General features: G+C 45.8%; 11 protein-coding genes. 3 read left to right on the top strand and 8 right to left on the bottom strand.

The window, feature by feature from the left end; translation table 11 throughout:
• Nucleotides 1-16 precede the first annotated feature (16 nt).
• Nucleotides 17-187, bottom strand: a complete 171-nt coding sequence (locus tag E7X56_RS01680) for a 50S ribosomal protein L37e (RefSeq protein ID WP_081955726.1) — start codon at nt 185-187, stop codon at nt 17-19.
• Between the two features lie 114 nt (nt 188-301).
• Nucleotides 302-520, bottom strand: coding sequence for an LSM domain-containing protein (locus E7X56_RS01685; RefSeq protein WP_091689548.1), 219 nt, complete (start codon nt 518-520; stop codon nt 302-304).
• Nucleotides 521-748: 228 nt separating this feature from the next.
• On the opposite strand from E7X56_RS01685, the gene thiD reads away from it, so the two are divergent.
• Nucleotides 749-2,119, top strand: coding sequence for a bifunctional hydroxymethylpyrimidine kinase/phosphomethylpyrimidine kinase (thiD, locus tag E7X56_RS01690; protein ID WP_135604204.1), 1,371 nt, complete (start codon nt 749-751; stop codon nt 2,117-2,119).
• A gap of 65 nt (nt 2,120-2,184) precedes the next feature.
• Here thiD and E7X56_RS01695 read toward each other — a convergent pair whose 3' ends face one another.
• From E7X56_RS01695 to alaS, 4 genes are all read right to left on the bottom strand, one after another.
• Nucleotides 2,185-2,715 carry a universal stress protein gene (locus E7X56_RS01695; protein WP_135604207.1) on the bottom strand — a complete coding sequence of 177 codons (531 nt, stop codon included), beginning with the start codon at nt 2,713-2,715 and terminating at the stop codon, nt 2,185-2,187.
• A 59-nt stretch (nt 2,716-2,774) separates the two neighbouring features.
• Nucleotides 2,775-5,372 (bottom strand): valine--tRNA ligase, encoded by a 2,598-nt coding sequence (locus tag E7X56_RS01700; protein ID WP_135604209.1) that lies wholly within the window; start codon nt 5,370-5,372, stop codon nt 2,775-2,777.
• Nucleotides 5,373-5,511: 139 nt separating this feature from the next.
• Nucleotides 5,512-6,582, bottom strand: coding sequence for a response regulator transcription factor (locus E7X56_RS01705; protein WP_135604211.1), 1,071 nt, complete (start codon nt 6,580-6,582; stop codon nt 5,512-5,514).
• 278 nt (nt 6,583-6,860) lie between these two features.
• A complete protein-coding gene (gene alaS / locus E7X56_RS01710) occupies nt 6,861-9,632 on the bottom strand; it encodes an alanine--tRNA ligase (RefSeq protein ID WP_135604213.1) in 2,772 nt (923 codons plus the stop codon).
• Between the two features lie 297 nt (nt 9,633-9,929).
• Here alaS and E7X56_RS01715 point away from each other — a divergent pair, with 297 nt between their 5' ends.
• Both E7X56_RS01715 and surE read left to right on the top strand, forming a co-directional pair.
• The gene (locus E7X56_RS01715; protein ID WP_244603360.1) at nt 9,930-10,211 is read left to right on the top strand and encodes a hypothetical protein; all 282 of its coding nucleotides are present in this window, start codon (nt 9,930-9,932) and stop codon (nt 10,209-10,211) included.
• Nucleotides 10,212-10,353: 142 nt separating this feature from the next.
• Nucleotides 10,354-11,139: a 5'/3'-nucleotidase SurE gene (gene surE, locus E7X56_RS01720; protein ID WP_135604215.1), complete on the top strand. Its 786-nt coding sequence runs from the start codon at nt 10,354-10,356 to the stop codon at nt 11,137-11,139.
• Between the two features lie 36 nt (nt 11,140-11,175).
• On the opposite strand, the gene E7X56_RS11685 is transcribed toward surE, so the two are convergent.
• The gene (locus tag E7X56_RS11685) at nt 11,176-11,325 is read right to left on the bottom strand and encodes a hypothetical protein (protein WP_167879421.1); all 150 of its coding nucleotides are present in this window, start codon (nt 11,323-11,325) and stop codon (nt 11,176-11,178) included.
• 1 nt (nt 11,326) lies between these two features.
• Nucleotides 11,327-12,283 (bottom strand): GTP 3',8-cyclase MoaA, encoded by a 957-nt coding sequence (gene moaA / locus E7X56_RS01725; RefSeq protein ID WP_135604217.1) that lies wholly within the window; start codon nt 12,281-12,283, stop codon nt 11,327-11,329.
• Nucleotides 12,284-12,302: the final 19 nt, after the last annotated feature.

Genomic DNA, 12,302 nt, shown 5'->3' on the forward strand with positions numbered 1-12,302 from the left:
GAGAAAAAGTCCTTTTTTAGTATTTGCACTTTCTCTGCCACTGGTAGCTTCTCATGCGTGATGTTTTTCCGAAACCGCATGATGTGCACTGTTTTGTATGGATATTGAGTGAAACGCTTCCACAGCGTCTGCATTTAGCGTGTGTGCGTTTTTGCCTCTTACCCATTGATGGAGTACCTTTTGACATCTCTTGATCACCTTTTGTAAATCTATAATGTAATATGTTCCAGTATATCTCAACTGTTGTTAGCTGTAATTATATTGGTGGTTTTATCCCTGATGCACCTATTATTCTTATAGGTTACGGAGACACGTAGACAACGTTATCTCCTCTGATAACAACGCCACCGATCTTGCGAACAACTTCGCCTTCACTTAATTCTTCTGCTTCCTCAAGTACAAGGTTCATGTGTACGTCATATCCCTGAAGGATACCCCTAAACTCTCTTGTACCTTTTAACCTGACAATGACGGATGTGTTCAAAGCATCGTTCAATATATCCAGAGGTCTGTTTCCCATTATTAATCGCCCCTAATGCATTATGTGATTTTGATAAGCTATGTTACTCTCGAACTTAATAAGGTTTTAGTTCTTGATTTAGTTCTTGATTAGAATCTCCATTGTTGCAAATACTCTATATAAACCTGTCGAAGATAGGTCTATCTTGGAAGATCTCTTTAATGATCTCACCCGATCATTCCGATGTAACCACTTGGTTTTTATTTAACAAGTTCAATCTTTAACTTCATGATAATAGAAGGCAGGAACATGGATGAGATGGATATAACTCCCGTAGTATTGACCATCGCCGGCTCAGATTCAGGTGGCGGGGCAGGTATAGAGGCCGACATCAAGACATTTGGGTCACTTTATGTGCATGGGACATGTGCCATAACCTCAGTGACGTCACAGAACACCACCGGGGTAAAGAGTGCATATGACCTGCCGCCGTCAGTGGTATCCGACCAGATCGAAGCTGTCTGCGCCGATATGGACATCAGATGGGCAAAGTCCGGCATGCTTTCATCTGCTGACATTGTCAGGGCAGTGGCAAAAAGTGTGAAAGAATATGATCTTCATATCATCGTGGATCCTGTAATGGCCGCAGAGGCCGGTGGTGACCTTCTGAAGGAAGATGCCGTTTCGGTCCTGAAAGAAGAGCTTTTGCCTCTTAGCTATGCCACAACTCCCAACATAAGTGAGGCACAGGTCCTTTCCGGTATCACCATAAATTCACGTGAGGATGCCAAAGAAGCTGCAAAGGCCATTGCTGCCCTTGGGGTCAAGAATGTAGTGATCACAGGAGGGCATTCTGATGCTGTGGACCTGGTATATGAATCTGAAAGTGATCTCTTTGCAGAGGTGCCCGGAAGGTTCATTGAAGGAGGTACCCATGGTTCAGGTTGCACTTATTCCTCCGCATTGACGGCCTATCTTGCAAGAGGCTATTCTATTGTAGATGCTGCTATCGCTGCAAAGGAATTCGTTGAATACGGCATCCTTCTGAGCAGAAATATTGGTAAGGGCGTATCTCCAGTGAACCAGATGGGCTATCTCCAGATGATGGCAACAAAGGATGAAGTGCTTGCTAACACTGAAAAGGCAGTTCAGATGCTTGAGGACAGCCCAAATTTCGCCAAGCTTGTTGCAGAGGTTGGTTGTAATATAGCAATGGCCCTGCCGCACGCAAGGAAGGTCTCTGATGTTGCTGCTGTCAACGGCAGGATAGTCAGGCTTCAGGGCAGGCCAAAGGTGGTAGGTTGTGTTAGTTTTGGTGCAAGCAGCCATGTTGCAAGGATAGTTCTTGCGGCAATGGAGTTCGATCAGGAAATTCGTGCATCGGTCAACATAAGCTATTCAAGAAACGTGCTGGCCATCTGTGAGGATATGGGGCTTACAATGTCCTCTTTTAGCCGTGCAGAAGAGCCTGAACACACCCACACCATGGACTGGGGTGTAACCTATGCAATTGATTCCTATGGCAGGGTTCCCGCCATTATCTCTGATGCGGGCGGTGTGGGGAAAGAACCAATGGTCCGTGTTCTCGGAAGGGATGCAATAGAAGTTGCAAGTATCGCCCTGGAGATCGCAGACCGTCTTGCAGTTCTGGAGGCTTAAAGTCTCCTTCTTCCTTTTTTAATATTTTTGGTCTTTTATTTGATCTTAAAAATCATCTTGATCTTTTATCTGACGACCAGAAGTTCTGCCGGTGAGTTCCTGATAACCTTGTCCGCAACACTGCCGAGCCTGAACCTGCCATCCGCTGTCTTTCCAAGTGTGCCGATGACCACTAGGTCCACATTCTCTTTCTCTGCAATATCAAGAATAACGTTTGCAGGGTGACCTTCCTCTACACGTGTTTCAACCTCTGCTCCCAGCTCTTTGCAAAGATTTTCCACATAGGATGTAACAGCATTCCCTTTCTCTTCGAGATGCTTTTGTCTTTCAGTCTTCCATATATCATCTGCGACCCGGGCAAATTCATGCCATTGTTCTCTGGTCATATGTTCGGTGACCGCCAGTTCCATTGATGCGACGTAGTCCCTGTGGACGGCTTCAGGAGTAACACCTACGGTCTCCATCTCAACAACATAAAGTGCAAGTACTTTAGCACCGCTCAAAGCTGCTATCTTCACTCCCGATCTTGCAGCTTTCTCTGCGTTCTCGGAACCGTCAGTTGCTATCAGTATCCTGTTATACTCTTTGTTAGTCATAAAAAACCCCCGCGTTTAGTTATATAAAACTAGAGCGGGGGTGAAAATAACTGTTTTGGTCAGCGGACTATCACTACAACAGTACCGTTGACATCAAGAACATCCACAGCCCTGCCGGCTGAAATGACCTCTTTCTCAATGACAACACTTTCAGGTTCAAGCTCAATATCCTCGCCATCAACTGTTATGCTGATGTTGCCCTTTGAAGCGATGTCGGCAACTTCCACAGGGTCCATTAATGTAAGTGTCTTGATGATAGCTCCTGCCTGCTTCCTGAACTTTGGACCAATGATGCCCATGTTCGGCTTTATGTTCACAGGAACATGCTCAAAGTCAGGTTCGCCTTCGATGATCTCTACGGTTGAGTTTGTCACGCCGATAAGGTCGGAAGCGTCTCCGAGTGTACCGTATACCTCTATTTTCTCAAGAGGGGCATTTAGTGCCATGCCTGACTCGGACTTGTATCTTCTGACATTGCTCGCAATTTCCTTGATGAGCTCTCCGTCCTTTTCTACGGATTCACTGATGAGCGACTCGTCAGCTTCCGGCCAGCCCTGTGCATGTACGCTGCCTTTCCCGATCCTTGAGTACATCTCTTCAGCAAAGAATGGTGCGAAAGGTGCAAGCATGCGTGAGAGGGCATCCATTGCCAGGTAAAGCGTATATTGTGCCGTCCTGCGGGCATTTTCGTCATCTCCGTACAGTCTGGATTTGACAAGTTCGATATAGTTGTCTGCGAGGGTCTCCCATGCAAATCCCCTGATGGACTTGTAAGCTTCATCGAACTGGTATGCATCAAGGCTTTCAGTTACTGACATGATGAGCCTGTTAAGATTGCTCAGCAACCACCTGTCAATGATCGCAAGCTCTTCCGGCTTGTTGTTCACGATGTCGGATAGATTATCCTCAAGGTGTGACATGGAGAAACGGTAGATACTCCACATCTTTGTAAAGAATCGTGATGCTGATACAACGTCCTTCCACCTGAACATAACATCTGATCCGGTGGACCCGCCTACTGCAGCCCACTGCCTGAATGAATCAGCACTGTATTTTGCAATTACTTCTTCCGGTGAGATGATGTTTCCAAGTGACTTGCTCATCTTGTGACCATCCTCTCCGAGCACCATTCCATTGACTAGTATGGAATCCCATGGCCTCTTGCCGGTCAGTGCCTTTGAACGCAGTATACTGTAGAATGCCCATGTGCGTATGATGTCGTGTCCCTGTGGACGTAGCTGTGTTGGGTTTCTCATCTCCTTGTCGCTTAACCAGCCTGCTACGTGCAGGGCTGTAAGGGAAGAGTCCATCCATGTGTCAAGCACATCTTCTTCTGGCTCGAAGTCAGTGGAACCACACTTGCATGCTACAGGTGGTTGTTCCTGTGTAGGGTCCATTGGTAACCATTCTTCTTCTGCTACCATGACCTCTCCACATTTCTTACAGTACCATACAGGTATTGGTGTTGCAAATATCCTCTGGCGAGAGATGCACCAGTCCCATTCCATGGTTCCTGTCCAGTTCTGGAGCCTGACCTTCATATACTCAGGCAACCATTCGATCTCATCGGCTGTTTCGAGGATCTCGTCATTGTCGATCTTCACGAACCACTGGCGTTCGGACAGGATCTCAATAGGGGTCTTGCATCTCCAGCACATTCCAACGTTCTGGTCGAGTGTTTTCTGGTCATAGAGGTAGCCTTCTTTCTTAAGGTCCTCAATAATAGCTTCCTTGCATTCAGGAATTGTCATGCCTGCATACTTGCCTGCGATCTCTGTGATGCGACCGTTCTTGTCAATGGCCTTTCTCAGTGGCAGATCATGCTCTACCCACCATCTGACATCCTGCTTGTCCCCAAAGGTACAGATCATGACAACCCCTGTACCAAATGCTGGATCTACATCCTTGTCCCCGATGACCTTTACCTCGTGGCCGAACAATGGTACCTTAACGGTCTGCCCGATATTCTCATTGTATCTTTCATCATCAGGATTGATGGCAACTGCCACACATGCTGCAAGCAGTTCCGGCCTTGTGGTGGCGATTTCCAGCTTGTCGAAGTGCAGGAAGTTGAGCTTTGTGTCCCTTGCATCGTATTCAACCTCCGCAAAAGCAATAGCTGTTTCACATCTTGGACACCAGTTTACAGGATGCTCTGACTGGTATACACGTCCCATATCCTGCATCTTGACAAAGGATCTCTGGGTTTTGACATAGTAGTCGGGGTCCATTGTGATGAACTCATTGCTCCAGTCCGTGGAGAATCCAAGGCGGAGCATTGTGGCGCGCATCTTCTCGATGTTGCCGACGGTCATCTCCTCACACAATTTTCTGAACTCAGTACGTGGTATCTGGTTCTTGGTAATACCGTGGATCTCCTCTACCTTTACTTCGGTAGGAAGGCCGTGACAGTCCCAGCCCTGTGGGAACATTACATTGAATCCCTGCATTCTCTTATAACGTGCAACGAAATCGATGTAACACCAGTTGAGTGAGTTTCCGATGTGGAAATTTCCTGTAGGATATGGAGGTGGTGTATCGATTATATACTGTGGACGGCTTTCATCCTTCCAGTCAAAATGATACATAGACATATCCCAGGTGTCCTGCCATTTTACTTCTATTTCATTAGAATCGTATTCTTTAGGAATCGCCATTAAAACACTCCGATGATAATTAAACAGTTATCGCATATTTTGTTAGATTGAGAGGTTTTAGATTATTTAAAATATCTGGTTGGAACTATGATATGACTCTGTATTTGAGTTCGTATAAAAAAAGCTAAAAAAGAAGGTCTTAGTTGGAATCCGTTTCCTTTGGTTCCCATCCAAACCTTTTCATGACCATCTTGATACGGGCATTGATCTCCCTTTTGTCAAATGGTTTTGAGATGTAGTCATCGATGCCAAGCTGCATACCTTTGAGCTTGTCCTCTACCTCTGTCTTTGCAGAGACCATTATGACTGCAATATCCTGCGCATCGCTGTTCTGTTTGAGTTTCTCTACGACCTCATATCCATCCATGTCCGGCATCATGATGTCCAGCAGGATCAGGTCGGGAACTTCCTCGATAGCTTTCTTTACAGCTTCTTCTCCGCTGTATGCTATCAGGAAATCGTAGGGTTCCGTGGCAAGTGAGAGTCTGATCAGTTCAGGAATGTCTGGTTCGTCGTCCACGACAAGGATCTTCAGTCTTTCCTTTTGCATCTTTTTCTGACTGTAGCTCAGGTCGATCTTTCCATCAACGATGGTATAACGGGCATCAACAATGTTCAATCCGATGTCTGTGTGCAATTTGCCCTGTTCCGTAATATCGATTATTACGTCAAAGAACGAGCGCATCAGGCCTTCGGTCTCAGTCGGAAGGGCACCTTTTCCCAGCATGGAGATGATGCTGCCCTGATTTTCACGAACGTTTCGTTCAAGGAATTTAATAAAATTCTCTACTATCTGCAGATTGTCTTTGGAAAGTACTGTAAGGTCGTCAAGGACGAGGATCGATCCGGGTTTTTGGCCAAATATTTTTGATGCATGTGAACCGATCTTTATGTAGTCTGTCACAGAATTGCAATAAAGGGTATTCGGGTCGTTCTTGCCAGCCCCCTCTGTATCAATGAACCAAATTCTTTCCATAAGCTCACCGACTTCCAGGCCGTATTCTTCAAATTTTTCAAGAACATGTTTTCTGGAGGTCTTCAGGCAAAGCCATACAATGTTGCGGGAAGGATCACTCTTCATTGCAGAATAAGTGTAAAAATAGATCATCCTCTCACTGAACACATTGATCGGTGCTAACAATAATGCATTCTTTGTAGCTAGTTCCTTACAAAGCGTGCCCATGATCTCATCAGTTTCTTCTGCAGACATCTTACCTCACAATTTCAGTACGTTCTATTGTTTTTTTTCTAATATTAACCTTTTCAAATAGGATGGTATTTTTTGATGTGTTTATGCATGTATTTTCTGATCTTATGGCATAATTGTCAGGTCGTAGGGTAACAAATGTAAAAAAAGAGCAAAAAAGTAAAGAATAGCAGAAGATCTGCTTCAAATAGTAAGCTCAGATCGGCTCTTGAAAATTATTAAAAGGTGCTCCTTTCAGCAGTGTCGCAAAAGAACTCCTTTTAGTTAAGTTCAATTCGCGATCACTCGAGCTGTTCTTTTAACAGCTCAGTGCCGCGATCCAGGGCGCCGGTCATATTTGATGGATTTGTTCCTCCACCGCGCGCCATGTTAGGGCGTCCTCCGCCACCGCCGCCTACAATTGCGGACATCTCTTTGACGATCAGGCCCACGTTGACGCCGTTCTTAACCGCTTCATCACCAGCGGCTGCCACGATCTTAACACCATCCAGTTCGCTTATCAGCACAGCGACGACATCGTTCTCCTGTGTCAGTTCACCTGCTGTCTTTGTGAGTTCATCACTGTCTGCATGCGGTACCGTCTTTGCGATGAGCCTGATGCCGTTGATGGTCTCAGCATCTGTGATCAGTTGGCTTACCCTCACATGAGCAAGGTCATCTTTGAGCTTTGTGTTCTCTTTCTTGAGGTTCTTCCATTCGTCAAAGAACCTCTCGATAGTAGATGGCAGCTGTTCTGCTGATACGCGCAGTGTTTCGGATGAATTGCGCACAAGTGACTCGAGATCCTGCATTGCTTTGATAGCAGCTTCTCCTGCAGCATATTCCAGACGTTCAACACCGTCTTGTATGCGTTCGGTTTTCAGTATCTTGATCGGACCTACAAGGCCTGTGTTTGTACAGTGAGTGCCTGCACATGCCTCGATGTCATTGCCTACCTGCATAACACGGATCATCTTTCCTGGGGGTACACCACCCTGGTACAGGCGGAATCCGTATTTCTGTTCGGCCTCTGTCCTGTCCATCCAGTCACTCAGCACCCGCTTGTTCTCCATGACAGTACGGTTTGCAATCAGCTCTATCTGGTCCAGTTCTTCCTGTGTGATACGTTTGTAGTGGGAAAGGTCAAGGCGCGCCCTGTCCATGAACTTCTGGGCACCTGCCTGCCAGATATGGCTTCCAAGAACATCCCTTGCAGCATCATTAATGATGTGAGTCGCAGTGTGATGTCTTGCATGTGCCATACGGCGCTCCTCATCAACCCTGCCGACCACAAGGTCACCTTTTCTTATGTGCAGTTCATCCTCGATATCATCAATGGTATGGACCACCACTCCGTTGTAGATCTGGGTGTCCACCACATTAAGTACAATGTCCTCAACGGTCAATGTGCCGTAATCAGCTGGCTGTCCGCCACCCTCGGGGTAGAAAAGCGTATTGTCAAGTACAATATGCTTTTCAAATATGTCCAGGACAACACCTTCGAACTCCATCCTGTTCGGCTCGTCATAGAACAGGCGTTTTGTCTTCGGCAACTTTGCGATCCTGTCGGCAAAAGGAATGACCTTTTCTTCCTTCTCTTCGGACTTGCTGTGTTTATCTGCTACCAATGAATAGAAATTGTCAGGAAGGTCTACTTCCACACCGACCTCTGCTGCAACAGACTTTGAGATCTCTGGTGGGATCCCCTGACTGTCATACATGTCTATGATGGTCTCAAGAGGGATCTTTTCTCCACTCTTCTTATAATGCTTGGCAGATTTCTCCATCATTCTCCTGCCACGGTCAAGTGTGTCCGCGAACTTGCGCTCCTCATGGACAAGAATATCCTCGATGACATCAAAGTTCTCCTGGAATTCAGGATACTCCGGCAGGTTGTCGATGTGCATCCGCACGATTTCAGATATGGGGACGTTGATGCCAAGGTCTTTCATCATCCTGAGCGTCCTGCGTATGACAAGCCTTGCAAGGTATCCGGCCTTAACATTTGATGGTATGCCACCGTCACCGAGCATAAATGTGAGACATCTGGTGTGATCTGTGATAGCGTAGACGCTTTCCACAGGTTCCATTATCGAACTGAGCTTTTCTACGGTAGTTCCGATGCTGGAAGCAACCTGTTTCCTCAATTCGAACAGGTTTGCTTTCTCACTGACGTCCATAAGTCCTGCCAGACGTGCATTCTGTGAAAGGATATTGGTATACTCTTCGTTCTCAAGCTCATGCTCGATACCTGCAAGTCCCATTAGCTCGTTCACAATGCTGGGGAAGATCGCGTCATAGATGGTGGGTGAACCTTTTGATGCCCACACGAACCTCTCAAGTCCGTATCCGGTATCCACGATGTAATTATCCATCTTGGAATACTGGTCTCCCTTGATGTTTATATCTCCCTTCTTGTCCTGCTTCAGGTCCATGAACACAAGCGTTGCAACCTCAAGCCCGCCGATAAGTGTCTCCACACATGGTCCGGCATTTCCGCCACCTGCCCATGGCTCTTCCTTGTATGTGACAGCCATCGGGTCTGCACCAAGGGAGTCGAGGAGTCCGTCACACAGTTCCAGTGTGTGGTCCTTCCAGTAGATCTCCTTCTTACTGTTGTTGAAGGCATGGTGTGCCATCATTTCAAAAGTCGTAAGATGTCTTCCACTCCTTCCCACAGCATCGAGGTCAGAAAGCCTGATGCATGGCTGGGAAATTGTGAGTGGGTTTGCTGGTGGTGGTACCTGCCCGGATGTTACAAATGGCTGGAAGTCGGCAATTGATGCAATTGTTAAGTATATGTCGTCTCTCCATCTGGCAATGACCGGGTATCTATCGATGCGGGTATGGTCCTGTTCCTCGAAAAATTTAAGGTAGAACTCCCGCATTTCTGCAAGTTCCATCTTCTTCTTGAATACGGGATTGCCTATGAATGAATAGGGGTCGCATGGTGCATCTCCACATGTTGACCTATCCTGGTCTCGTGTCCAGAAGTATTTTCCACATTTAGGACACTGTTTTCTGATAAATCCGTTATCAGAGAAAAAATCGATTTGATATTCATCTTTAAGCATAATGATTCCAACTGTAAGTGTTATTTTGTAATCATGCTGTATGCAATATATGTAGTACGTATAATGTGTTCTACCACGTATTGTTCGATAGTTTAAATAAATTTCTCATTTTGAGCGCTAATATGTGCTCTTCCCATTCCTCTATTTCGATTGTGGCTATAGGTCCTGTTATTTGCGATCATCTCGATCGGGTTGTGTTCCGACGTGTATACATTTTCGTTCTTTCTACAAATATCATGGACACGCTGAATATATGCATGTCCATAGAAACTATGTATTATACCTTAGGGAAAGATGATGACAATGCAGGCAGCCAAATATATGTCACTGGTCTTCAGGGGCGCAGTAGAGGAGTATGATAGTACCGGTGTCCGCCCATCCGTTTTTCTGGATGCAGCCGGGGACCTGCAGATATACCTCTGCGATCCGATACTCGATGAACCTGAGGTTGAGGGAGCAATTCCTGAAATGGAACTTGAGGCCAATGGCGGACAGTTTGTCGGATCCCTTGGTAACAGCTTTAATGTTCCTTATAACAGGGTAAGGTCAGAAGGAGTATCTGAACAGTTGCCACGTTAAATCTTCCATTTGTATACGATCTATCTGTTGGTATTGATCCCTGATCCATTTTTCTTAGGTCCACACTCCATCACTATTTTTTACTTTTTAATCTCTTTTTGTTCCATTAACTATAATACTACAGAGAACAAAGAAAGCACCAATGTCAACACGAATACTGCTCACCAATGATGACGGTGTCTACGCTGCCGGTATCAGGGCGGCCTATAGAAGTGTATCCGATCTGGGTGATGTCACAGTTTCAGCACCTGCTATGCAGCAAAGTGGTGTGGGACGCTCTATCTCCATATTTGAGCCACTGCGCATTAATCGTACAGTTATAGAGGGCATAGAAGTAAATGCAGTGGGCGGGACTCCTACGGATTCCGTAATACTTGGAATTTTTACAATTATGAAAGAATTGCCGGATCTCATTCTTTCCGGATTCAATATAGGGGAGAACATAAGCACTGATACGATCACAACATCGGGCACTATCGGTGCTGCACTTGAAGGTGCAAGTTATGGTGTTCCTGCTATTGCAGCCTCCATCCAGGTAAAGGAAGAAGGCCTTAAGTTCGATGATCTCAGGGATTTCCAGCATGACTTCGATGTAGGTGTGAAGTTTGTGAACAGGGTGGCAAAAAAAGTGTTGAAGGAAGGGCTTCCTGAGAATGTGGACCTTTTGAACATTAACATCCCACATTTTGCAGAAGATGGTTGTGAAGTGGAAATAACAAGGCTTGCACGCAAGTTCTTCAAGACTGACGTGGAAGAGCGGCATGATCCCCGAGGAACGTCATATTACTGGATCACAGGTGACCTGATCCATGAAGCAGAAGAGGGTACTGATGTCAACGCCATTGAGAACGGTCACATATCTGTGACACCTATCTCGCTGGATGCGACATCTCCGATAAAGTTCTCAGATATAGAACATCTGGTCTGATGGTTTGATATCTCTGACCGATGAAAATTGTTAGATTTATTTTTTCAGTTTGATGGTGAGGTCCTTCCAGTCCGCATCGACATCGTGAAGTGTCTCTACAGAAGAGCTTGCCATTGCTCCAAGTATATTCTGTACGAAATGGTTGATCTCGATATCATTACCGTCAACTGTAAGCTCTACTTCCATTTTATTTATCTCCGATGATCGTTCTTTTCTCAATGATCGTTCTTTCTTTAGAGTCCGTGTAAAAAGGTATTCTACGTTCGATAGATGCTCTCAGAAGCTCGGGGAAATCCTCCGGATCAGCATTAGATAAATCTATTAGATTATCATTGACAAGAAGGCAGGGTTTTAACTTACCATCCGCAGTTATCCTGAGCCTGTTGCAATTAGCACAGAATTCCGCATTGTCAATAGGTCGTACGAACTCCACTTCTGCCCCGTCGATAATATAGCTTTTACGGTGATGCATTTTGCGCATCTTAATTTCATCTGCACGCCTTTCAAGCTTTCTCTCGATCTCTTCAGCATCCAGGTTGTATTGTGCACCGTCCCTGAAGTCCATGACCTGTATAATTTGTAACACAAGGTCACCCTTGTGACCTCTGACGAACTCCAGCATATCGTCGATCTCATTTTCATTGATGCCTTTGAGAAGTACCATATTGATCTTCACAGGGGTCAGGCCAGCATCTATGGCTGCGTTTATTCCCTCAAGTACATCATTCAGGGTTTCCGTTTTTCCATGTGTGATATAAGCATATTTCTCAGGATCAAGGGTGTCAAGACTGACATTAACGCGGTCCAAACCCGCTTCTTTAAGACTGTAGGCCCGGTCCTTCAGGAGAACGCCGTTGGTTGTCACTGATACATCCTTAAGTTCCGGCAATGCCCTGAGGATCTCCTCGAAATCTTTCCTGACAAGAGGCTCCCCGCCTGAGAACTTGACCTTATTGACGCCGAACTTTGCCGCGGTGTTCACTATGTCGGATATCATTCCAACCGTCATCTCATTTCTGCTGCCTTCATCTCCTTCACTGTGACAATAGATGCAGTCAAGGTTGCAACGGTTGGTAAGTGATATCCGAAGACTTCTGACCGTTCGGCCGAACTTGTCTGTAAGAAGATCATTTGAAGTTTTCATGTTCGTATACACTAGAATG

Origin of the sequence: Methanococcoides sp. NM1 (assembly GCF_900774285.1) — an archaeon.
Taxonomy (GTDB): Archaea; Halobacteriota; Methanosarcinia; order Methanosarcinales; family Methanosarcinaceae; genus Methanococcoides; species Methanococcoides vulcani.